Raw genomic sequence first — 21,741 nt, 5'->3', positions numbered from 1 at the left:
GCTCACGATGGGGGAAACGACTCCGACGTCACCATCCAGACATGACCATCGGGGTCGGCAAACGCACCCGCGTAGCCCCACGGCTGCTTGCCGGGTGGCGTGACGATCTCGCCGCCTGCCTGGCGCGCACGTTCGATCAACTCGTCAACACCGGCCTCGGTCTCTGCGGGCAGACTGAACATGCACTCGCTCTGGCCACGCCCGGCCACCTCGCGGTCGCCGATGACCCAGCCGAAACCGCCGGTGGGGATCAGCATGAGGCGGACGCCGTCGTTAAGAGCGAATTGCAGCGGCTCAGGCACTCCGTCGTCCGCTACCTCGCCGATGGCATCGAAGCCGAGCCCTTCACTGTAGAACTCAAACGCCGTTCGGCGATCCGCGGTTGGCAGACTGACGATGATGCGGGAGAGCGGCATTGGCGGGGCCTTCCTCTGGGCGTGGCTCGAATGTGGCGCTTCGGTGGACTGCTGACTTGCCGACGAGCCAGAACTCATCGGTTTGCCGCCCCATTGACAGTCCCTGTCACGGGGTCGCCGGCACCGGAGGAAAGCACCGTGCCACTGACAACACCGTGGACGCGGCGGCGTAGACGGTCGGCCTGTCCACAAGTATTGACGATTATTCCGGAATACGCGGTAGCCACCCGACGCCCGCCTCTGTACCTTGCCCTCATGACTGACGACCGAAGGGGCAATGCCGCGTAGGCGCCCGACAGCCCTGCGGGGCGACCTTCCCACCCGCTTCGTGAGGCGGCGGAGGTACCCATTGATCGATCAGCTTTCGGGATCTTGTACAGCCGATTTGCGTCGGCTGGAGCGGACCCGTTTCTGGCCCGAAGCCGCAGAAGAAGCGTTCTGGCACTGGAAGGTCTTTGCCCACGGCCCTCTCAGGCAACTCGTAGACCAACGCATGGGTTCCGACTGCGGCCTTCCTGAGTGCAGGTGCTACGGCGCCGGCTTCCGCGGGGACCTCGAAGCCGTGCTTCACGCACTGCCCAAGAAGAGCGCGCGTGAGCTGCGCGTCCTCGTACGCGCCCTCGACGAGAAGATTCTGGCGAGGGCCAAAGCCATCCCCACCGACAACCTGGAAGTGCCGTGGTGGCTGGGCCAGTAGCTGCGGTCACCCGCCTCACGGCAGGCGTTACTCGGCTCACCATCGATGGGCCACGGGCGGTCTGTCGACCCCAGAAGCTTCAGTTGCCGCCCGGGTCGTCGCGCGTAACCCGCATGCTGGCCCGGTTCGCGAAAGCCTATGATCAGGCCACATGTGCGAAGGGGGCGGGCGATGAGCGGCCGAGCGTGGAAGTGGGCGCTGATTTCGGTCTCGGTGGTGCTGTCGGTCTCTGCGTGCATGGGTTGGGGCGGCTATCCGCCCGCGAAGAACGTCCACGACTCTCAGCTCGTAGGAACCTGGCGTGCCCGGGAGTGCGGGACCACGTTGACCTTGAGTCCGGACGGATCGGCGTCCGCCACCGGTATTCCTACCGAGATGGAACTCGACGGCAAGGTCACGCGCGACATCAGCGGGGATGGCGCCTGGGAGATCGACGGGTCCGGCGTTGAGCAGCAACTCGAAGTGGACACGGGGGATGGAATTATTCTGTTCGACCTTTATCGGGACAAGGGGCGCTTGCTGGTTGGTCTGACCGTAGGGGATCCCGACAATATGAACTGGTGCGTCCTGACCAGACATTCGGAACGGTAGCCAACGCCCCAACCGCTGTACGCAATGAGGTGCAGCAACCAGCAACAGGCGCAGGTCCGGTGGTCGCGCTGTCAGCCCGCCACGGTCACCAGACCCGGCACCACGAACGCTGCTCCCGCGACACCGAAGCCGAATCGCATGTGGTCAGGGCTCTTCCAGGGCGTTCCATGTCGGGACCGCCGTGTGACCACCACGTCTGCCCAATCCCAAACCCACAGGGCCACGTTGCGGTAGTCGCAGGCCACCACGATCAAGCCCCCTCCGACGAGTAGTTCGAGCACCCCGCGAAGGATCAAGGCTGTTCCCTTCCTCGGTACCTCACAGCTTTGCGTTGAGGGTCATGAACGAGCGACGCTCGATGAAGTGCTCAAACACCGGCCCGGGTGATACGCCGACAGGGTCCAGGCCGCACATGTAGAGCTCTGGGCGGTTCGACAACAGCTCGAAGTCACGCACGGCATCGTCGAAAGCGCAGATGACACCGGGCTCCGTCGCGGAGTCGATCACCAGGACGTGATCATGGGTTCCCATCGGCGTCGCTCTGGCCCAACGCACCGCCTCATCGTCCGAGACGCCATCGAGCGCGAGGGACCGGCAGGGCAGTCCCCGCCAGTCGATGCCTTGCCCCGCCCAGGGGAGGGTGCAGGGATAGGCGTCGAACGCCGCAGCAAGCTCGACTGTGCTGATCAAGGCATCGTGCTCCACGAGCCAGGTGGAGATCTCTTCGGCGCGCACCCGCGCAGGTTAGCCGAGCCGCCCAGCAAGCCGGTGGCTGTGCCTCGGAGCCCGAGCCGGGGGCACCGCGCTGATCTCTCAAGGCCCGTCCGAGAGATCATGGGTGGATGACTGAACCGGGGGAATGGGCGCGCCTGCTGGAGACGGGATTCGAGCAGGTCCATGTGGAAAACGAATGGTATGACGGGCCTCGTTCTGGCCTGGTATCCATCGGAGGGCTGCCCCACTACTTCGAATCGGTCGGCGGCTGTGCGAGCCCCGAAGCCGACACGGAGGAGTTCTTGGTCTGGCCGGCCGACCGCCTGACCCTGGACCTGGAACGCGAGCAGTGGAACATCTTCTGTTCATGGAACGCCCTCTACGAGGCAGGCGAGGCTGACGCCGACACGCATCCAGGCTGCGGGGGTGTCGACGCGCGCTACGACGAGCTGCAGGCGATGCTCCGCCCTCGGCGCCGGGCGCCGGCGGATGCCCGACGCCTCGTGCCTGAGTGGCGGTCCTACGAGAGGCCCGGCGGTCGCCACCTTCCGGAAGGCCCGGGCTACCTGGCTCGGTGGCGTCCCGCCTGAACACCGGCCGCCCTGTCACGAACGGAGCCATGTGGCCGTGCTGAGCTTTGCGCGCCTGTTCCTGCCGTCTGCGCTCGGCGGACGACCTCAGAGCGGGTGTCGAGCAGATTGACTCGTCATGTGCTGGGTGGATTCCATGATCGTGGACCATGGCAGTTCTCGAACGTCTGGACCCTCTCGGGGTTCATGCAACGGCCAGACGTCAGGGCCGTGGACGAGGTGCACGTGGGCCCTCCGCAGTGACTCGATGTGCCCCTGCCAGGCCGGATGCCTTGCGTGAGCCGCATTGACCCGGGGGAACACCACGACGGGGACGTCGATCGTGCCGAGTGCCTCGCTCACCTGTGTCAGGGCTTGGTTGTCGGCGATTCCCGTCGCGAGCTTGGCGACGTAGTTCGCGCTCGCCGGGGCGACGACGTAGCAGTCGGCGACCGGGTGCGGGCGTGGCTCGGTCGGCAGACGAGGTGTGTCCCGTACGGGGAGACCGGTCAGTGCCTCCAGCCTCTTCAGCTCGCCGTTCGCTCGCATCCAACGGCCGGCGTTCGGCGTCAGGGTCACGGCCACCTGCCATCCGAGGGCCATGGCCGGCTCGACCAGGCCGGTGCGCAGCTGCTCGACTCCGTCAGCTGCCGTACCCACGACTGCCAGCACTCCACGACTGCCTACGCTCACCGTTCCACCGCCCCGTATCGGTTCGCTCCAGGGTCAGCAGTACAGCAGAGAATTACGTGTGCACGTCGACAGCCCTCGGTGACCGCTGAGCCGTTGGTTCGCATCGAGTCGGTCAACCGACGAGGCCCGGCCCCGTGCGGTCGCCTCCGGCGTCCGCCGCCCTGTGCCGACCGGCTGCCGAGGAGCAGCCGGTCCAAGGCAAAGGGTGCAAACGAGGGGCTTCCGCCTCACCCTTATGATCTGGGTAAAGGTGCTCACCTCCCCGATCCGGATCTGCGGAGCTTCCGCATGCCTGGAGGGGATGCGGACCGAGGCTCGGAGCAGCGACGACTGCACCCCGCGCGGCCGCCGGAAAACAAGAGGCAGTTCTGTGAACGTACGCAAACGGCGGACAATTGCTCCCATCGGGGCCGGTCTCGCGGTGGCTCTGCTGGGCGGCTGCGGCACCCAGACCGACGGAGGGGCCGCCGGAGGCGGCGAGTCGATCGTCGTGGGCATGTCGGACGACGTCCTGGCCGCGGATCCGGCCTCGGGCTACGACCCGGGGTCGTGGCTGCTGTTCAACAACGTCTTCCAGTCCCTGCTCAGCTTCCCCCGCGGGGGTTCGATACCCGAGCCGGAAGCGGCGAAGTCCTGCGCGTTCCAGGACGGCAACAGGGTGTACCGCTGCACGCTGCGTGACGGCCTGACCTTCAGCAACGGCAACAGCCTCACCTCCGAGGACGTCAAGTACTCCTTCGAGCGGGCGATCAGGATCGACGACCCCGCCGGCCCGGCGCCGCTGCTCAGCACCATCGCGAAGATCACCGCTCCGGACCCGCGTACGGTCGTCTTCCGGCTCACAGCTCCCGACGCCACCTTCCCCAGCAAGATCGCCTCGGGCGCCGGCTCCATCGTGGACCACCGCGAGTACCCGGCGGACAGCCTGCGCAAGGACGGCAAGGCCGTCGGCTCCGGGCCCTACGCGCTGAAGTCCCTCGACAAGTCGAAGGCCGTCTTCTCGGTCAACTCCGACTACCAGGGCACGGCGCGGGTGAAGAACTCGGGCGTCACTCTCGAATTCTTCCGGGGCGACCAGAAGAAGCTGGCGTCCGCGCTGCAGAAGGGGGACATCGATGTCGCCTACCGCGGTATGGCCGCGCAGGACATCGCCGAGCTGGAGGCATCCAGCGCCGCGGCCGACAAGGGCATCGACATCGTCGAAGGCACCAGCGCGGAGGTGCAGCACCTGGTCTTCAACATGAAGGACCCGGTGGTCGGGAAGCTTCCTGTGCGCAAGGCCATCGCGTACCTGGTGAACCGTGATGCCCTCGTCAGCGAGGTCTACCACTCCACGGCCACTCCGCTGTACTCGATCGTCCCGGCCGGTATCACCGCCCACAACACCGCGTTCTTCGACAAGTACGGCGGGAGCCCGCGGCCGGACAAGGCCGAACAGGTGCTGCGCTCCGCGGGCATCACCGACAAGGTGAAGCTCACGCTGTGGTCCACGCCGACCCGTTACGGCCCCGCCACCGACAACGAGTTCAAGGCGATCGCCAAGCAGCTCAACGAGAGCGGACTGTTCGACGCGGAGGTCAAGTCCCTCCCCATCAAGCAGTACGAGGAGCGGATCGCGGCCGGTGAGCTCGGGGTCTACGTGAAGGGCTGGGTCCCGGACTACCCCGACCCGGACAACTTCACCCAGCCGTTCTTCGGCAAGGACAACGTCCTGCAGAACGGCTACGAGAACAACGACATCACCGGCCGGATCATCCCCGGCACCACCGCCCTGGCCGATCGGGGCACCACCCAGAAGGCCTTCGACGAGCTCCAGGACACTGTGGCGGAGGACCTGCCGATCCTGCCGCTGTGGCAGGGCAAGCAGTACGCGGTGGCGTACGACAACGTCTCCGGTCTGGAATGGACCCTGGACGCGTCGACCGTCTTCCGCTTCTGGGAGATCAGCAAGTACTCGTAGGGCTTCGTCAGCTCGATCAAGCTCCGGATCGTCGGCGTCATGAGGCCGGCGATCCCAACCGCCCGCACACAGCAGGAACCACGACAGGCCCAGGCCACCGGTACCGAACCGGGGGCCTGGGCCTTCCTCGTTTCTCCTGGATCTCGCCAACCGTGGCTCCGGCCCGTCTGCCCGTAGGCGTGCGAGAGGGCAGGTCGAGCCACCCTTCTGGACCTGCCGGACTGTGCATGTGGTGCGGTCGCACGAGGCTGGAGGTCAAGCCCTTGGCGGCCGGACATGATCTCGGCGGCGCCTTCCATGTCCGTATCTCCAGAAGGAGCGTGATCAGCGTGGCCCGGAACCGCCGTCTGATCCTGAGCTCGCCGTCCGAGGTGTGGCGCCTGCTGTCCGACGGCCACCGCTACGGGGAGTGGGTGACAGGAACCCAGCAGGTCCTTGCCGTGGACCCGCAGTGGCCTGAGGTAGGAGCCCGGCTGAAGGTGCGAGTCGGCGCGGGCCACCTGAATCTCGACGACACCTGCGTCGTCCGCATCTGTGTGCCCCGGCACCGCCTGGAACTGGAGGCGAAGGCAGAGCCCTTCGGCGCAGCCCGCATCGCCATGACCTTGACCCCCTGGGGCGAGAACACACTCTTCACCCTCGACTGGCATCCCCTCAGGGGTCCCGGCACCCGGATGCACGGACTCCCCGTGGACTACCTCGTCGCGGTCCGCAACGGGATGATGCTGACGAAGCTGGCCCGGATCGCGATGCGTGAACCTGGCGGAAGCGCTTGAGGCACGCCCTGCGCCCGAGAGGAATCCGTGCGTCGGCGAGGAAGTCCATCGACAGCACGACGATGTGCGCCGTGCGCGTCGGGGCTTCCAGGTAGGAGCACACTGATCGCATGGCCCTACCCAGAACGCATCATTGCTCGGCATGCTCGGACAGCGCCGCGGACTCAGTCGTTCACGAAGACCTCGTCGTCGGAGCGCCTCTGTCCATGGAAGATCTCACCGACGCGCAGCGTCAGGACCGGTTCGCCCTCAAGTACGCCCACGACGGTTGCCAGGTCAGAGAGGTCCGGCGAGTTCCGCACGACAGCTTGAGCGGCTACGCCTGGTCCGTCCGCTTCACCGAGAATTCCTGAGGGGCTGATCACCGGGAAGCGCAGGGACGTTGCCTCGGAGGAGGCAGCGGAACCGATGGCACCAGTGGGTGCGAAGGTCACTCGTCCCAGTTCAGCGTGTACCGGCCGGTGGCGCTGTCACGGACGGCGTCACAGCGGCGGGGTGCCAGAGACCACTCCGATTCGGCCCATCCTGCGATGGCCGGCGCAAGAGCCACCTCTGCGTAGTCGGCCTCGACGATCTCCAGTGCGCGGACCGCGATCAGGATGCAGGGGCTGCCGTCGACGAGTTCGATGGCGCCGGAGACCTTGCCCAGGCCGGCTCGCAGCGAGGCGATCTCGGACTCGGTGAGTGTCAGCCGACTTCCGTAGTAGGCGTTGCGGACCTCGGAGGCGTCCAGCCAGACCCGGTCGCTGACGGGGGTGCCGCCGGGTGGCGGGGAGGCCGGCCGGATGACCTCGGCCGCGATCCCGAGGAACAGTCCGAAGCCGCCCTTCTGCACCTTGTAGCGATGGGTTCGCATGTGATCTCTCCATCCTGATCGTGGCCGTGCGGCAAGCCGTCGCCGTCACCGGCATCCGAGGCGTAAAGCAGTAGCGAGCCCGGGCTTCCGCGGACGAGCATGGGCGCATGAATGATCAGCCCGCACGATGGACCCAGGCAACCACCTACCCCGACATGTGGGCCGACCCGGACGAGGATCCCCGCAACAGCGAAGGTGCCGGTTCGGAGGGCGAGCTCGCGACGCTGCAGGACTTCCTGGCGGACTACCGCCTGACCCTGCGGATGAAGTGCGAGGGCCTGGATGCGGAGCAGTTGGCCCGGCGGTCGGTTCCGCCGTCGACCATGTCGCTGCTCGGGCTGCTCCGCCATCTCGTCGAGGTGGAACGGGACTGGCAGAACTGGATCGGCGACGGTGATCCGGTGCCGAAGCTGTACGGCGAGAGGGACGCGGACTTCGACGGAGCCGTCGCCGACCAGGCCGTCGTCGACGCCGCGTACTCCGATCTGGAGCGCGAGCAGGCCGCGACCGATGCCGCCCTGGCCCGGCACCCGGATCTGGGCGAACGGCTGGGGAAGGACGGGATCGCCGTTCGGGAGCTGATGGTGCACAGGATCGAGGAGTACGCCCGTCACTGCGGGCACGCCGACCTGTTGCGCGAGTGCGTCGACGGAAGGGTGGGCCAGTGAGGGGATCGGGCGCACCGGGATTCCCGGCAGACGAACGCAGCCGCTGAAGCGCTTCCCGGGATGCGGTCCGGCGGGGGGCGGGGGACCGTGGAGGCATGTCCGGACATCCACCTGTGATCGTGTATCCGCCCTCGCCGACCGGCGGGCGGCGGGTGACCGTGCGGGGGCAGATCGTCGGACTGGCGCACGGGCGAGGGGACGTGGCCTCCTTCCTGCGGCAGGCCGGGCTCGCCGTAGGGGTGGAAGAGATCGACCTGGACCAACCCGAGCTGATCGAGTGGCGAGGCGGAGACCTCGATACCTGGAGGTGAGCCCCATGAAGTCTCGTGGAGCACGCCGGGGCGAGGCGTCCCTCGAACCTCCGCCCGGGTATTACGGGGCGGACGGGGCGGCGCCCGACATCATGCAGCGAGGGCTGATCCTCGACTGGGTGGTGAGCCAGCGGGTGGCAAGCGGCTGGCGGGTGGAGTCCCGGTCGGGCACTCAGGCCGTCCTCGTGCGCGGGCAGCCGGTCAACCATGTGCTGCATGCCTTCCTGACCGTCGTCTCGTGCTTCGTGTGGGGCGCCGTATGGGTGGCTCTCGCGCTGACGAACAAGGTCGAGCGGGTCGCCCTCACCGTCGATGCCCAGGGGCACGTCGTGAGCGTCGGCGGCCCCTGAGCGCCGACCCCGCACGAGCCGGAGGACCCGGACAGCACGGCGTCGCCCTCACCCGGACGGACGCGTTCGGGTCGTCGCGGGCGGTCGTGTCGCGCAGCGTCGGATCTGCCCGCGGCCGCGCCGGCGGGGCGTCCGACGACCGAAGGAGTTCCCATGGCCCAGTCAGCACCCGCACCGGGCACCTCCCCGAGCCCCGGATCCGGCAGCGCGTGGGCGTCCGGGGGCGTGCTGTTCGCCGGTGTCCTGCTCCTCGTCGACGGTGTCCTGGCCGTGATCAAGGGGATCGCGGGCATCGCGACCGACGACGTGTACACCCGTATCAACGACTACACGTTCAAGTTCGACGTGACGTCCTGGGGCTGGATCCACCTGATCCTCGGCATCGTCCTCGTGATCGTCGGCGTGGGCATCCTGAAGGGTGCGCTCTGGGCCCGAGGCGTGGGTGTCGTACTGGCGGCGCTGAACCTGATCGCCAACTTCATGTGGCTGCCGTACCAGCCGGTGTGGGCGATCGTCTCGATCGCCATCGACGCCTTCGTGATCTGGGCCCTGTGCACGGCGGACCGTACGAAGGTGGCCTTCTGACGTGAGTGGCGGGCGCGGTGGCCGGGAGGGCGACGGTACGGCTGCCCTGGCCGCCGAGGCGTACGTCTACGGCTCCCCGCTGGTCCTTGCCCTGTCGGCGGTCGAATCGTGCCTGCAGGAGGGCTTCGGGGTGCTGGCGCCGACGCCCTTCAACAGTTTCGCCCACGCGGTCCGGCCCGCCGTTCCCGCCGACCGTGTCGCGAACGCGGCGGTCGACACCGTCGACGCGATCGCGCAGCTCGATCTGTCCGGCGGCCCGGTCGGACTGCACGTGCCGGACACCGGCGGTGCGTACTACGCGCTGCAGTTCGTGGACGCGTGGAGCGGCACCTTCGCCTACGTCGGGCGGCGGGCAACCGGTACGGGCGAGGGCGACTGGCTGATCGTGCCGCCCGGCTGGTCCGGCACCGTGCCCGACGTGGTGACGGGGGTGATCGACGCGCCCACCTCCGTCGTCTCCCTCGTCGGCCGCATCGCGTGCGACGGGCCGGACGACATGCCCCGTGTCCGGGCGCTCCAGCAGGAGCTCACGCTCACGCACCTGGGAGCCCATGCCCATCGGACCGGTCTGCCCGCGCCCGACTCCGACGTACCCGAGGCCCTTCGGTTCTTCGAACGGCTCCGGGTGTGGATGGCCGACTTCCCGCCCGCGGCCGCCGACCGTGCCTACCAGGACCGGTTCCAGCCCCTGGGACTCCTGGAGGAGGGCGTCTCGCCGTACGTGTCGGCCGGGCCCGGTCTCCTGCGGGCGCTGACACAGGGGCTCGCGCTGGGCAGGGCGCGGGTGGCGGAGGCGTGCCGTCACCAGGACGATGCCCGGGAGGGCGCGGACACGGCACCGGGTGCGTGGGCGATGAACCCGCACCTCTTCGACCACAACCTCGACCACTTCGGCGTCGGCACGATCAGCTCACCGGAGTGGAGGATCCCGGACCGCGAGGCGTCGTACCTGGTCAGGGCGGTGGCGGCACGGCAGGCGCTCTGGGGGCCGCACGGATACGAGGCCGTGTGCGCGTACACCCGCGGCGACTCCCGGGGCCGGCGGCTCAGCGGTGCCCACGACTACGTGCTGCGGCTGGGCCGGCCACCTCCGGTCGAGGGGTTCTGGTCCGTGACCGTGTACGACGTCCCGGGCAGCCACCTGGTCGAGAATCCGGCGGACCGGTACGCGATCGGTGACCGTACCCCCGGTGTCGTGTACGCAGCCGACGGATCACTGACCCTCTACCTGTCCCGGCAGCGGCCGGCGGACCCCGGCAGGGCGGCGAACTGGCTGCCCGCACCCGCCGGTGACTTCCGGGCCGTGATGCGGCTCCACACCCCTGAGCAGGCCGTTCTCGACGGGAGCTATGTGATCCCGCCCATTGAGCGGGTCGAGGACCGGTAGGCCGCGGCTCCTCGTCGGTGCCGCTGTCAGTGCCGCGGTACACACTGGAGACATGTGCCGCAGTATCAAGACGCTTCGTCCGCCGGCCATCCCCGAAGAGGCCACCGAGGAGGAGATGGCAGCCGCCGCCCTGCAGTACGTGCGCAAGGTGTCCGGCTTCCGTGCCCCCGCCGCGCACAACCAGGAGGTCTTCGACCGCGCCGTCGCCGAGATCGCGGAGGCGACCCACCGGCTGCTCGACGGCCTGGAGATCCGGGGCGGTGCCGCCCGGGTGTGAGCCCGGGGCGAGCTGACCGGCCGGGCAGGCGGTGTCAGCTGCCTGCCGGAGCTCCGTCGACGACCGGTGCCCGCCGGGTGTGGGGCGGCCGCCGGACGACCAGTGCTGCCAGGGCGCCCGCGAGGAACAGGGCCAGCACCGAGACGGCCGTGCCCAGCCAGCTCGCGCCCAGCCACTGGCCACCGAAGTAACCGAGGCTCACGCTGTAGCCCGCCCAGGCCACCCCGGCCAGCGCCGACCAGGGCAGGAACTCCCGCACCGTGCGGTGGGCGGCGCCCGCCCCCAGGGACACGACCGAGCGGCCTGCCGGGGCGAAACGGGCGACGATGACGAGGGCGCCACCTCCGCGGCTCAGCGCCGCGCCGAGGCGCTCCTGCGCGGTGGTGAGCCGGCGGGAGCGGGCGATGGCCCGGTCCAGACGGTCGCCGCCGCGCCAGGCGAGGCGGTACGCGACGAGGTCGCCGAGCACCGAGGCGGTGGCCGCGCACAGGGTCAGCACCAGCAGCGAAGGCACCTGCCGCGTGGCCTCGTCGGCGGTGGCGGTGACCGTCGTCGAGCTTGCCGCGGCAGCAGTCGCCGCCGTGATCACCAGCACGCCGCTGGGCAGGACGGGCAGGAAGACGTCCAGGAGTACCGAGAGGGCGACCACTGCGTAGATCCATGGGCTGCCGGTCAGCGCACCCACACTCTCGAGCACCTTCTGCTCCCCGTCCGTTTCCCCATGTGACCGTGTCGACGCCGCGGCGTCGCAGGGCAGCGGCAGGAGCGGCGGGGTCAGCGGTTCAGAGTACGCCTGCCGTTTCCCCGGAGTTCGCCGTGGGGCGGATGATGTTGTGCAGGTCACGTGCGCCCCGGCCCCCGCGACAGCGGGGTACCGGGGCGCACGTGACCTGGGCCGGCGGACGGTCGGTCAGACCGGGACGGCCGGGGAGTTCTCGCGGGGACTCCGGTCCTCGCGGGTGGCGCTTGTGCGGGAGGAGAAGAGCCGGTCCACGGCCACGGCGCCGGGGCCCGTGAAGACCAGCAGCAGGAAGGCCCAGCAGAAGACGGCCGACGCTTCGCCGCCGTTCTGCAGGGGGAACAGCGATTCCGGCTGGTGAACCTTGAAGTACGCGTACGCCATGGATCCGGAGGCGACGAGGGCGGCTATGCGGGTACCGAGGCCGAGCGCGACCAGGGTGCCGCCGACGAGCTGGATGACGGCCGCGTACCAGCCCGGCCAGGTGCCGGAAGGTACGGTGCCGCCGCCCATCGCACCGCCGAGGACGCCGAAGAGCGAGGCGGCGCCGTGGCAGGCGAAGAGGAAACCGATGACGGCGCGGAAGAGTCCGAGTGCATAGGGCTGTGCCCTGTTCAGACGTGCGGACATGGGGGGTTGGCTCCTTCGGTCTGGGGACGTGAACCGATCGGGGCCCTTCAGGTTAGGTAGACCTCATTATTACTTGCAAGTTCAACATATTCCCAACTGGCCGAAAGCGGTCACTTGTTCGACGTCAGTTCGCGCTCCAGGACCGTCTCCAGCTGCGCGCCTGTGGGCCGTTGTCTGGCCTGAACCAATGTCAGCGCAGCTTTCCGGCCATGCAGAGTGAGGGACATCAGCTGGTTGCCGAACCAGGGTCCGCCCGTCCTGCGCCAGCGCATCGGCGGCGCTCCCGTCCGGCCGTGGAGCGCCAGCGCGCGTCCCAGCCACCGGCCGGGCGTGCTCCAGCCGAAACGGAATCCCGCTCTTATCGTGGCGGGGATCGAGTTGTGCACGGGGGAGCAGGTCAGCTGCAGTATGCGTGCGCCGGGAGTGGCGCCGGGTACGGAATCTGGCCAGTGGGGTTCGGTGATGTACGCATGGTGCACATCGCCCGAGAGGACGCATACCGTGGCAGGAGCGTCCGGCCCGTCGGCCACCTGCCGCAGCAGCTCCGTCAACTCCTTGAAGGATTCGGGGAAGGCCGCCCAATGTTCCAGGTCAGAGGCGCGGCGCACCTTCTCCCCGAAGCGCGCCCAGCGCCCGTCCGGTCCGCCGCGCTCGCCCCGGCACAGCGCGGCGTTCCAGCTCTCCGCGTCATGGATGAGCGGCGGCAGCAGCCACGGCAGTGAGGTGCCGATCAGTAGATGGTCGTACGCGTCCGGGTCGGTGAGGGCCTCGTCGCGCATCCAGCGGGCCTCTCCGGCGTCGAGCATCGACCGTTGTTGCTCGCCGAGGACACGGGCCGCCCGGGTGTCCACCATCAGCAGCCGTACTCGGCCGAAAACACGCCGGTAGCTCCACCGGGTGTGTGCGGGATCGGCGTCGGCCCGGGCGGCATGGTCCCGCAGTACTTCGGTGGCGTCCGGGACGGCGCGCACCGCCGCGTACAGCGGGTCGGCCTCCAGGGCTTCGGGGGAGAGGTTGCCGAGGTGCTGGTACACCCAGTACGACATCAGGCCACTGACGATCCGTTCGTGCCACCAGGGCGTGCGGCGCATGTCCTCGAGCCAGGCGGCGCTGGTGTTCCAGTCGTCGATGACGTCGTGGTCGTCGAAGATCATGCAGCTCGGGACCGTGGAGAGCAGCCACCGCACGTCCGGGTCGCGCCAGGACTCGTCGTAGAGGAGGGTGTACTCCTCGTAGTCCGCGACCTCCCCGCCGGGCGGCTCGTTCAGATCGCGGCGTGCGGCGATCCGGCGCCGGGTGGCCTTCGAGGTCTCGTCCGCGTACACCTGATCGCCGAGCAGCAGGAGCACGTCGGGGCGTACGGCCGTGGGGTCGGCGGCGAGTTCGACGGCCAGGGTGTCGAGGGCGTCCGGGCCGATGGCGTCCCCCCTGCTCGAGCGCAGCCGGGAACGCGGGTCGCGCTCGCCCTTCGGCGGGGCCGCCCAGCGGCAGGAACCGAAGGCGATCCGGACGGGTCCGGCCTCCTCGGGCTGCGGAACAGGGGGTGTGGTGATGGTGCTCGCGGGGAAGCGGGAGTCCTCGGGCGGCCAGACGCGGCGGCCGTCGAGGAGCACCTCGTAGGCCGTGGTCGAGTCGGGCGTCAGGCCCGTGACCACCACCAGCGCGTAGTGATGCCCCTCCACCGCGAAGGTCGGGGTGGAACCCGACGCACCGTCCGCGCAACGGACCTCGGCCGTGCAGGGCCGGCTCGCCTCGACCCAGACCGTCGCCCGGGAACCGGACTCCCAGTCGACGTACCGCAACAGTGGTCCCAGGCGTAGCCCGGCCATGTGTGCCCTCCTCGCGTCGCCGTGACCGATGGCTCCGTACGGTACGGGTCGCCGTGACCGGCTCCGTACGGTACGGAACGACGGAGGAGGGCGGGTTGGTTCCGCTCCGCTGGTCAGGGGCCTGCGGAGCGGCCGGGGAGCGGCTCCGCGGCCGCTCGGTGTCAGCAGCCGTTCAGCACGGACTGCAGCGCGCTCTTCTCGGTCGAGTCGACGCTCATGCCGTAGTAGTGCTTCACGTGGACCCAGGCGCGTGCGTAGGTGCAGCGGTACGCGGTGCGCGACGGCAGCCACTCGCCCGGGTCCTGGTCGCTCTTGGACTGGTTGACGTTGTCCGTGACCGCGATGAGCTGGGGGCGGGTCAGGTCGTTGGCGAAGGCCTGGCGCTGGGCCGTGCTCCAGCTGCTCGCTCCGGAGCGCCACGCCTCGGCCAGCGGGACCATGTGGTCGATGTCCAGGTCGGAGGCCGCGGTCCAGGTGGCGCCGTCGTACTGCGAGTACCAACTGCCGCTGGTCGCGGCGCAGGCCGAGTCCTGGACGACGTTCGTGCCGTCGCGCTTCAGGACGACTTCGCGGGTGTTGCAGGCGCCCGACTGGGTGATCCAGTGCGGGAACTTGTCGCGGCTGTAGCCGGTCGAGGAGCCCTCCGCGGAGACGGTGAGCTGGCCGAGGTACGTGCGGGCGGTCGACGCGCTGACCGGGGTGGGCATGGCCGCCTGGGCGGCCGGGGCGGAGAGGAGCCCGGTGGTGGCGGCGAGTGCGGCGGAGGCGGCGACGACGGCTATGCGACGCGCGTAGATACCGGACATAAGAACTCCCTTGATGTGGGGGGTACTCGGGTGGGCGACCTGTGGGCCCGGCCATCGTGGCGGCGCCGGGTTTCCAGGGGATGGTTGCCAGGTAACAGAGTGGCGACATGCGCACGTCACATCAAGGGGTTGGACGGCTCGGTCTGACGTCCGGTCCGAAGTCTGTTCGGGGAGAGGATCTGACGGAGGGACGGCTCGGCCGGGCGGACGCGATCCGTTCCGGGGTGGTTCCTGGCGGTGCGAGCGGGTGGGGCACCCGAAGCGCCTAGGGTGGCCGGGTGTTGCTTCCGGTCACTCCCGCACTCGGTGTCGCGCTCGCCGTACTCCTGGTGTTCGCCGCCACCGTCGCCGCAGGGGCCTCGCTCGGGCGTGCGAGGGAGATCCTCGTGGCCGGGTTGCGGGCGGCGGTGCAACTCACCGTCGTCTCCCTGCTCATCGGCTGGGTGGTGCGCTCCGCGGGACCGCTTCTCGGCTTCCTGGCGCTGATGTTCGCGGTGGCGGTGTGGACGGCCGGGCGGCGGATCGCCACCAACCGCACCTGGTGGTGGGCGGCGCTGCCGATCGGTGCAGGAGTCGTCCCCGTCGTCGGTGCGCTGCTGCTCACCGGGCTCGTCCCGGTACGGGGCATCGCGCTGATCCCGGTCACGGGCATTCTCATCGGGGGTGCGCTCACCGCGACCGTGCTGGGCGGGCGGCGTGCGCTGGACGAGCTCGGGACCCGGTGGGGGGAGGTCGAGGCCGGGATGGCGCTCGGTCTGCTCGACCGGGACGCCAGGCTGGAGATCGCCCGCCCGGCGGCGTCGGACGCGCTCCTGCCGGGGCTGGACCAGACCCGGACCGTGGGGCTCGTCACGCTCCCCGGCGCCTTCGTGGGCATGCTGCTGGGCGGCGCCTCACCCGTGGAGGCGGGCGCCGTGCAGCTGTTCGTCCTGGTGGCACTGATGGCGGTGCAGGCGGTCGCCGTCGCGCTGGTGCTGGAACTGGTGGCGCGGGGGCGCCTGCACCGCGACTGAGGCCCGCGGTGGAGAGGGCGTGCGAGGTGCGGCACGCCGATGTGGGGGGCGCGCGGGAAAAGCGGGGGTGCGGGTCAGCGGGCGTCGATGTGCAGGCGGATCGAACCGTCGCCGACCGCTTCCACCCGGAGCTGTGTCAGGTCCTCGACGTGGGCGTCAGGGGAGAGCGCGGCCGCGCGCGGGCCGATACCCACGATCCGCATGCCGGCCGCCCGGCCGGCGGCGATGCCCGCCTCGGAGTCCTCGAAGACGATGCAGTCCGCCGGGTCGAAGCCCAGCTCGGCCGCACCCTTGAGGAAGCCCTCGGGGTCCGGCTTGCTGGCGCCGACGAGCTCGGCGGTGACCCGGATCTCCGGCATCGGCAGTGCCGCGGCCGTCATCCTGGCCCGGGCGAGCGCCGCGTCGGCCGAGGTCACGAGCGCGTGCGGGAGGCCGGCGAGGGACGCCATGAAGGCGGCGGCGCCCCCGACGGGCACCACACCGTCGATGTCGGCGGTCTCCTCGGCGAGCATGACCCGGTTCTCCGCGTAGTTCTGCTCCATGGGGCGGTCCGGCAGCAGGGCGGCCATCGTGGCGTACCCCTGCCGTCCGTGGACCACCTTGAGCGCGGCCTCGGGGTCGAGACCCTGCTTCAGTGCCCAGCGCCGCCAGCAGCGCTCCACCACCGCGTCGGAGTTCACGAGGGTGCCGTCCATGTCCAACAGGAGGGCGCGGGCTTCGAGGACGGTGGCCGACATCGGCAGGCTCCAGAGCGCGGGGGTACGACCGGCACGGGGCAGGTCAAGAGAACAAGCAGCCCCGCCCGCCGGTCAGGGGAAACGGGCGGAGGCTACTTTGTTCCATCACGATACAAAAACCGTCGCCGGAACGCCAATCCCGCAGGCCGGGCCGCCCCGTCCACCCGGCCCGGTGCCCCTTCCCGTACGTCCGAGCGTCAGGACCGCCGTCCGTTGCCGGTCGTCTGCGCCTCCAGTGCGCGACGGGTCTCGGGGCCGTACACACCCGGGGGATCGCTCTGGACCGACACCCACGTCTGGAATTCGCGGACAGCCCGTTCCACGCGCTCCGAGTACTCCCCGTTGTCCGGCTCCCGGTAGATCCAGAGCTCCTGCAGCCGGCGCTGCAGCTCGGCGACCTCCGGGCCCTGGTCACCGCGCCGCAGCGTGGGCCCGGCGATCTGGGCGGGCGGCGCCTCCGTCTCCTCCGCGGACTGCGTGGCGGTCGCCGAGGGCGACGGTGTCCGGGAGGCGGTGGCGGACGCGGACGCGGACGGGCTCTTCGACGCGGAGGCCGAGGGGGACGACGACGGCGACGCGGAGGCGGACCGGGAGGGTGTCGCGGAGGGGGACGCGGAGGGTGACTCCGACACGGAGCCCGCAGGCCCGTCGCTCGCGTCCGGGACACTCGTCGCGACCTCGGGCAGCGCCTCCTCCCGGCTGTCGTCCTTGTCGAACAGGCCGCCCGCGAAGGCGGCCGTACCCACCACCGCGGCCACAGCCGCTGCAGCGGCGAGGACGGCGAACGGCCGCCGACGGCGCGGTTGAACGGGTTCGGGGCCGCCGCCGGCATAGGCGGCGGCGGTACGCCGACGGGTCTCGTCCGCCGGGTCGGCGCCGGGCATCGGGCCCGCGGCACCTCCCGTCACGCCGGCACCCATCGCGCCGGCACCCGCCGCACCGCCCATGAAGATCGGCATCGTCGTGGCCGTCGCGGGTGCGGTGTGCTCCTGCCCGGCGTCGCTCGACAGCGTCACGTACGGCCGGATCCGGAGCGGATCGAAGTCCTCGGCCGCGGCCATCTCGGCCGAGCGCGCGGCCCGGTGCTCCTCACCCGGCAACCGGGCCGTACGGGCCCCACAGGCGCACCGGTGCCCCGTGCTCCCGGGTTCCGCACCCCCGGGTCCCGGTCTCGCGCCCTGCTCGCCGCCGCACTCCGGGCATATATGTCCGGTCATCGTGGGTTCCCCTCCCCTTTGAACTGCTGTGATTATGCAGGCCGCCACCGGGAACCCCAACGCCCCCCACCGCTGCTCGGCAGGCCATAACGGGACGCAGCGGCCAGGATGGGGGAGAAGCGGACCCGAGGAGACGTTCATGGCCCAGCAGCTGAGCCCGCAGCCCCTTGCACCGGGCGAGGGCAGGTCCCGGCGAAGTGTCCTGGTGGCCATCGGCGCACTGCTCCTCGGCATGCTGCTCGCCGCACTCGATCAGACCATCGTCTCCACCGCACTGCCGACGATCGTCAGCGAGCTGGGCGGCCTGGACCACCTGTCCTGGGTGGTCACCGCCTACATGCTCGCGGCGACGGCGGCGACCCCGCTCTGGGGCAAGCTCGGTGACCAGTACGGCCGCAAGAAGCTCTTCCAGACGGCCATCGTCATCTTCCTCATCGGCTCGGCCCTCTGCGGCATGGCCCAGAACATGCCGCAGCTGATCGGCTTCCGCGCGCTCCAGGGACTCGGCGGCGGCGGACTGATGGTGCTGTCCATGGCCATCGTCGGAGACATCGTCGCCCCGCGCGAACGTGGCAAGTACCAGGGCCTGTTCGGCGCGGTCTTCGGTGTGACCAGTGTCCTGGGGCCGCTGCTGGGCGGCTTCTTCACCCAGCACCTCAGCTGGCGCTGGGTCTTCTACATCAACCTGCCCGTCGGGGTCGTCGCGCTGCTCGTCATCGCGGCGGTGCTGCACATCCCGGTCCGCCGCACCAAGCACACCATCGACTACCTGGGCACCCTCCTCATCGCCTCCGTCGCCACCTGCCTGGTCCTCGTCGCCTCGCTCGGAGGCACCACCTGGGACTGGGACTCCGTCCAGATCATCGCCCTCGCGGTCCTCGCCGTGGTGCTCCTCGTGGCGTTCATCCGCGTCGAGAGCCGGGCGGCCGAACCCGTGCTGCCCCTGAAGCTGTTCCGGATCAGGACCTTCAGCCTCGTCGCCGTCATCAGCTTCATCATCGGCTTCGCGATGTTCGGCGCGATGACGTATCTGCCGACCTTCCTCCAGGTGGTGCACGGCATCACGCCGACGATGTCCGGTGTGCACATGCTGCCGATGGTCTTCGGCATGCTCATCACCTCGACCGCCTCCGGACAGATCGTCAGCCGGACGGGCCGCTGGAAGGTCTTCCCGCTCGCCGGAACAGCCATCACCGCAGCCGGTCTGATGCTGCTCCACCAGCTCTCGGAGACCAGCTCCACCTGGCAGATGAGCATCTGCTTCTTCGTCTTCGGCGCCGGGCTCGGTCTGGTGATGCAGGTGCTGGTCCTGGTCGCGCAGAACGCCGTCAGCTACGAGGACCTCGGCGTCGCCACGTCCGGAGCGACCTTCTTCCGGTCCATCGGCGCCTCGTTCGGCGTGGCTGTCTTCGGCACCATCTTCACCACCCGGCTCACCGGCAAACTCGGCGACGCGCTCGCCGGGCGCTCCCTGCCGCCCGGGGTCGACGCCGAGGCCCTCGCCGCCGACCCACGGGCCATCAGCCGGCTCCCGGCCGACCTGCGCCCCTCGGTCCTCAGCGCGTACTCGACCTCGATCACCGACGTCTTCCTCTACGCGGCTCCCGTCGTGGCCGTCGCCTTCGTCGTCGCCTGGTTCCTCAGGGAGGATCCCCTGCGCGGTTCGGTGAGGGCCCCCGACACCAGCGAGACCCTGGCGTCGAACCCGGTCCAGCGCTCCTCGTTCGACGAGTGCGCCCGCGCTCTTTCGGTGCTCGCCACCCGGGAGGGGCGCCGGGAGATCTACGAGAAGATCACTGCCAGGGCCGGGTACGACCTGCTGCCCGCGTCCAGCTGGCTGCTGCTGCGGATCAAGCGGCACGGCACCGTCGAACCCGCCAGGCTGGCCGAGGCCGCCCCCGTGCCCCTTCACGTGATCCTCGCGGCGGCCCGTCAGGTGGAGGAGCGTGGCCTGGTCCGGCGCGAGGGCCCGGAGATGGTGCTGACCGACCTGGGTGCCGAGGCCGTGGTCAAGCTGTCGAATGCCCGTGAGGAGTCCCTGGCGGAGATGCTGGGGGACTGGTGGGGACCGGAACGGCCCACCGACCTGGTGCGTCTCGTCGCGGAGCTGACCGCAGAGGTGAGCGGGTCGAGCAAGGAACGGCCGCACATGCCCGAACCGCCCCGCGACCACCTGGCCTGACCCGCGCGACCTGCCTGACCCGCCTGACGGCCTCACCGGCCCGAGCGCGGGCGCGTTGCGCAGGCAGCGGGCCGCGGGCTCACAGCTCCTTGGCGAACCAGTGCTCCGCGTACGGCCCTTGGTTGAACGCCGGAACCTCCCGGTAACCGTGCTTCGCGTACAGTCCGCGCGCCTCGACCAGGTCGTTGCGGGTGTCCAGCCGGATCTGCCGCACTCCCAGGGAACGCGCCGCACTTTCGATCGCCGCCAGCAGCAGCCCGCCGCCCCCGGTGGAGCGGAATGCGGGGCGTACGAACACCCGGGTCAGCTCCGCGGTCCCCGCGTCGGCCAGACGCAGGCCCGCGCAGCTCGCCGCCTTGCCGTCGTACCGGCCGACGAGGAACTCGCCGGTGGGCCGCGCGAGGAGTTCGACGCCGTCGCCGGTCAGCCCCTCGTCGATCTCCCCCGTGGTCGCGGGCCGTCCCCAGTAGCGGCTCGCCACCTCGTCGTAGTAGTCCCTGCGCAGGAGCTCCGCGTCGGGTGTGCCGAAGTGTTCGGGGGCGACGATCCAGGTCATTGGTTCATTCTGGCTCCCGTACGACCCGGATGACGAACCATTAACTCGTGCAGGGGGCAGCGATGGTGCAGGACTCGGACCCGGCGACCCGGACGGCAGCGGTGCAACGGCTCGGCGAGCAGTGGATACGGGAGTTGGCGGGGCCCGGTCCGCGAGGCGGCTTCGTCTGCTCGCCGGCCGGACTGTGGCTGGCGATGGCCGCCGTCGCGACCGGGGCCCGCGGGGCGACGGCCGGTGAGCTCCGCTCGGTCCTCGGGGTGGCGGACGAGGAGGCGGCCGCCGTCGTGACGGAGGCGGCGCGGGAGTGGGGGTGTACCGAGGCGCTGCGGGTGGCCACCCGGGTGTGGAGCCGGGTGCCTGTCCGTCAGGAGTACATGGACGCGCTGCCGGACATCGGCTTCGGACCGGTCGGCACGGACGAGATCGACGCCTGGGTGCGCGAGAGGACCGGCGGCCTGATCGAACGGCTGCCGTTGCAGCTCGACGGTGTCGCTCTCGCACTCGTCAACGCGCTGGCTCTGAAGGCGCTCTGGGAGGCGCCGTTCGACGTGAACCGCACCCGTGAGGTCCCGTTCACCGACGCGGCGGGCAGAACCCTCCCGGCAGCGACGATGCACGCTTCGGTGCCGCTGCGGGACGCGTGGGCGGCTTCGGGCGCGTACGTCGTGGAGCTCCGCTGCCGTACGGAGCCGGGCGGGGCGGCCCCGGCCCGGGTCAGGCTCGTCCTCGGGGAGCCCGGCGCGGGGGCGGCGCAGGTCCTGCCGCTCGCGTGGGCGCCCCGGGACGAGGGTGCCCCGCTGGATGCCGACCAGGTGACCATCGGGGTTCCTCGATTCACCCTGCGTACGAACGTCCAGGTCTCCGAACAGCTGCCCGCGCTCGGTGTGCGGCTGGCGACGAGTGCGGCCGAGGCGGACTTCTCGGGACTGTCGCCCCAGCCCCTCCACATCTCGGAGGTGGTCCAGGAGGCCGTGCTGAAGATCGCCGAGGAAGGTGTGGAGGCCGCGGCGGTCACGGTCGTGGCGATGCGGCGCGCCGCCGCGCCCCGGCCGCAGGTGGTGCGGCACCTCGCGTTCGACCGGCCGTTCGGGATCGTCGTCCTGGACGGCTCCGCGGATGTTCCCCTGTTCGCGGGCTGGCAGGCGGACGCCCCCGCGTACGAGGGCTGACGGGCAACCGGAC

The 21,741-nt window shown here is 70.1% G+C and carries 26 protein-coding genes; 15 read left to right on the top strand and 11 right to left on the bottom strand.

The genetic code is table 11. The annotated features are described in order from the left end of the window. Positions 1-2: 2 nt before the first annotated feature. Complete coding sequence (locus tag ACFW9O_RS17475) at positions 3-416, bottom strand: VOC family protein (protein ID WP_384610241.1); 414 nt, start codon at positions 414-416, stop codon at positions 3-5. Between the two features lie 562 nt (positions 417-978). Here ACFW9O_RS17475 and ACFW9O_RS17470 point away from each other — a divergent pair. Both ACFW9O_RS17470 and ACFW9O_RS17465 read left to right on the top strand, forming a co-directional pair. After that, the gene (locus ACFW9O_RS17470; protein ID WP_351173255.1) at positions 979-1,113 is read left to right on the top strand and encodes a hypothetical protein; all 135 of its coding nucleotides are present in this window, start codon (positions 979-981) and stop codon (positions 1,111-1,113) included. A gap of 171 nt (positions 1,114-1,284) precedes the next feature. Continuing rightward, positions 1,285-1,704, top strand: coding sequence for a hypothetical protein (locus tag ACFW9O_RS17465; RefSeq protein WP_384610239.1), 420 nt, complete (start codon positions 1,285-1,287; stop codon positions 1,702-1,704). Between the two features lie 318 nt (positions 1,705-2,022). Here the strand turns inward: ACFW9O_RS17465 and ACFW9O_RS17460 are convergent, their stop codons facing one another. Further along, positions 2,023-2,439 (bottom strand): hypothetical protein, encoded by a 417-nt coding sequence (locus ACFW9O_RS17460; RefSeq protein ID WP_384610238.1) that lies wholly within the window; start codon positions 2,437-2,439, stop codon positions 2,023-2,025. A gap of 107 nt (positions 2,440-2,546) precedes the next feature. Between ACFW9O_RS17460 and ACFW9O_RS17455 the strand changes: the two genes are divergently transcribed. Beyond that, positions 2,547-3,008 (top strand): hypothetical protein, encoded by a 462-nt coding sequence (locus ACFW9O_RS17455; protein ID WP_384610236.1) that lies wholly within the window; start codon positions 2,547-2,549, stop codon positions 3,006-3,008. Positions 3,009-3,095: 87 nt separating this feature from the next. On the opposite strand, the gene ACFW9O_RS17450 is transcribed toward ACFW9O_RS17455, so the two are convergent. After that, the gene (locus ACFW9O_RS17450; protein ID WP_384610235.1) at positions 3,096-3,647 is read right to left on the bottom strand and encodes a flavoprotein; all 552 of its coding nucleotides are present in this window, start codon (positions 3,645-3,647) and stop codon (positions 3,096-3,098) included. A gap of 403 nt (positions 3,648-4,050) precedes the next feature. Here ACFW9O_RS17450 and ACFW9O_RS17445 point away from each other — a divergent pair, with 403 nt between their 5' ends. The 3 genes from ACFW9O_RS17445 to ACFW9O_RS17435 all read left to right on the top strand — a co-directional run bounded on the left by ACFW9O_RS17445 (position 4,051) and on the right by ACFW9O_RS17435 (position 6,769). Next, positions 4,051-5,640 carry an ABC transporter substrate-binding protein gene (locus ACFW9O_RS17445; protein ID WP_351173273.1) on the top strand — a complete coding sequence of 530 codons (1,590 nt, stop codon included), beginning with the start codon at positions 4,051-4,053 and terminating at the stop codon, positions 5,638-5,640. A 329-nt stretch (positions 5,641-5,969) separates the two neighbouring features. After that, positions 5,970-6,416 (top strand): SRPBCC family protein, encoded by a 447-nt coding sequence (locus ACFW9O_RS17440; RefSeq protein ID WP_384610234.1) that lies wholly within the window; start codon positions 5,970-5,972, stop codon positions 6,414-6,416. Between the two features lie 206 nt (positions 6,417-6,622). Then, complete coding sequence (locus ACFW9O_RS17435; protein ID WP_384610233.1) at positions 6,623-6,769, top strand: hypothetical protein; 147 nt, start codon at positions 6,623-6,625, stop codon at positions 6,767-6,769. A 77-nt stretch (positions 6,770-6,846) separates the two neighbouring features. Here the strand turns inward: ACFW9O_RS17435 and ACFW9O_RS17430 are convergent, their stop codons facing one another. After that, a complete protein-coding gene (locus tag ACFW9O_RS17430; protein WP_384610232.1) occupies positions 6,847-7,272 on the bottom strand; it encodes a hypothetical protein in 426 nt (141 codons plus the stop codon). A gap of 107 nt (positions 7,273-7,379) precedes the next feature. Here ACFW9O_RS17430 and ACFW9O_RS17425 point away from each other — a divergent pair, with 107 nt between their 5' ends. The 6 genes from ACFW9O_RS17425 (at position 7,380) to ACFW9O_RS17400 (ending at position 10,850) form a co-directional block, all read left to right on the top strand. After that, entirely contained in the window at positions 7,380-7,940 is a 561-nt protein-coding gene (locus ACFW9O_RS17425; protein ID WP_351173282.1) for a DinB family protein, read from the top strand. A 95-nt stretch (positions 7,941-8,035) separates the two neighbouring features. Beyond that, positions 8,036-8,251: a hypothetical protein gene (locus ACFW9O_RS17420; protein ID WP_351173285.1), complete on the top strand. Its 216-nt coding sequence runs from the start codon at positions 8,036-8,038 to the stop codon at positions 8,249-8,251. 5 nt (positions 8,252-8,256) lie between these two features. Next, on the top strand, positions 8,257-8,601 hold the full coding sequence (locus tag ACFW9O_RS17415; RefSeq protein ID WP_384610230.1) for a hypothetical protein: 345 nt from the start codon (positions 8,257-8,259) through the stop codon (positions 8,599-8,601). A 153-nt stretch (positions 8,602-8,754) separates the two neighbouring features. Continuing rightward, positions 8,755-9,186 carry a hypothetical protein gene (locus ACFW9O_RS17410; protein WP_384610228.1) on the top strand — a complete coding sequence of 144 codons (432 nt, stop codon included), beginning with the start codon at positions 8,755-8,757 and terminating at the stop codon, positions 9,184-9,186. A gap of 1 nt (position 9,187) precedes the next feature. Then, complete coding sequence (locus tag ACFW9O_RS17405; protein WP_384610226.1) at positions 9,188-10,573, top strand: DUF1254 domain-containing protein; 1,386 nt, start codon at positions 9,188-9,190, stop codon at positions 10,571-10,573. 52 nt (positions 10,574-10,625) lie between these two features. Next, on the top strand, positions 10,626-10,850 hold the full coding sequence (locus tag ACFW9O_RS17400; protein WP_351173297.1) for a DUF2277 domain-containing protein: 225 nt from the start codon (positions 10,626-10,628) through the stop codon (positions 10,848-10,850). A 34-nt stretch (positions 10,851-10,884) separates the two neighbouring features. Here the strand turns inward: ACFW9O_RS17400 and ACFW9O_RS17395 are convergent, their stop codons facing one another. From ACFW9O_RS17395 to ACFW9O_RS17380, 4 genes are all read right to left on the bottom strand, one after another. Next, positions 10,885-11,547: a DedA family protein gene (locus tag ACFW9O_RS17395; RefSeq protein ID WP_384610224.1), complete on the bottom strand. Its 663-nt coding sequence runs from the start codon at positions 11,545-11,547 to the stop codon at positions 10,885-10,887. A 213-nt stretch (positions 11,548-11,760) separates the two neighbouring features. Further along, positions 11,761-12,219: a DoxX family protein gene (locus tag ACFW9O_RS17390; RefSeq protein ID WP_384610222.1), complete on the bottom strand. Its 459-nt coding sequence runs from the start codon at positions 12,217-12,219 to the stop codon at positions 11,761-11,763. 110 nt (positions 12,220-12,329) lie between these two features. Further along, positions 12,330-14,048, bottom strand: a complete 1,719-nt coding sequence (locus ACFW9O_RS17385) for an alkaline phosphatase D family protein (protein ID WP_384610220.1) — start codon at positions 14,046-14,048, stop codon at positions 12,330-12,332. 161 nt (positions 14,049-14,209) lie between these two features. Beyond that, positions 14,210-14,854 carry an HNH endonuclease family protein gene (locus tag ACFW9O_RS17380; protein ID WP_351179748.1) on the bottom strand — a complete coding sequence of 215 codons (645 nt, stop codon included), beginning with the start codon at positions 14,852-14,854 and terminating at the stop codon, positions 14,210-14,212. A 278-nt stretch (positions 14,855-15,132) separates the two neighbouring features. Between ACFW9O_RS17380 and ACFW9O_RS17375 the strand changes: the two genes are divergently transcribed. Then, the gene (locus tag ACFW9O_RS17375) at positions 15,133-15,867 is read left to right on the top strand and encodes an ABC transporter permease (RefSeq protein ID WP_351179751.1); all 735 of its coding nucleotides are present in this window, start codon (positions 15,133-15,135) and stop codon (positions 15,865-15,867) included. Positions 15,868-15,941: 74 nt separating this feature from the next. On the opposite strand, the gene ACFW9O_RS17370 is transcribed toward ACFW9O_RS17375, so the two are convergent. Then, entirely contained in the window at positions 15,942-16,604 is a 663-nt protein-coding gene (locus ACFW9O_RS17370) for an HAD-IA family hydrolase (RefSeq protein ID WP_351179754.1), read from the bottom strand. A 197-nt stretch (positions 16,605-16,801) separates the two neighbouring features. Then, positions 16,802-17,821: a peptidoglycan-binding protein gene (locus tag ACFW9O_RS17365; protein ID WP_384610217.1), complete on the bottom strand. Its 1,020-nt coding sequence runs from the start codon at positions 17,819-17,821 to the stop codon at positions 16,802-16,804. A gap of 139 nt (positions 17,822-17,960) precedes the next feature. On the opposite strand from ACFW9O_RS17365, the gene ACFW9O_RS17360 reads away from it, so the two are divergent. Beyond that, positions 17,961-20,003, top strand: coding sequence for a DHA2 family efflux MFS transporter permease subunit (locus ACFW9O_RS17360; RefSeq protein WP_384610215.1), 2,043 nt, complete (start codon positions 17,961-17,963; stop codon positions 20,001-20,003). A 79-nt stretch (positions 20,004-20,082) separates the two neighbouring features. Here ACFW9O_RS17360 and ACFW9O_RS17355 read toward each other — a convergent pair whose 3' ends face one another. Next, entirely contained in the window at positions 20,083-20,559 is a 477-nt protein-coding gene (locus ACFW9O_RS17355; RefSeq protein ID WP_384610213.1) for a GNAT family N-acetyltransferase, read from the bottom strand. 62 nt (positions 20,560-20,621) lie between these two features. Between ACFW9O_RS17355 and ACFW9O_RS17350 the strand changes: the two genes are divergently transcribed. Next, positions 20,622-21,728 (top strand): serpin family protein, encoded by a 1,107-nt coding sequence (locus tag ACFW9O_RS17350; protein ID WP_384610212.1) that lies wholly within the window; start codon positions 20,622-20,624, stop codon positions 21,726-21,728. Positions 21,729-21,741: the final 13 nt, after the last annotated feature.

It is taken from the genome of Streptomyces sp. NPDC059499 (genome assembly GCF_042749285.1).
Taxonomy (GTDB): Bacteria; Actinomycetota; Actinomycetes; order Streptomycetales; family Streptomycetaceae; genus Streptomyces.
This window is presented reverse-complemented; position numbering and strand designations above follow the sequence as displayed.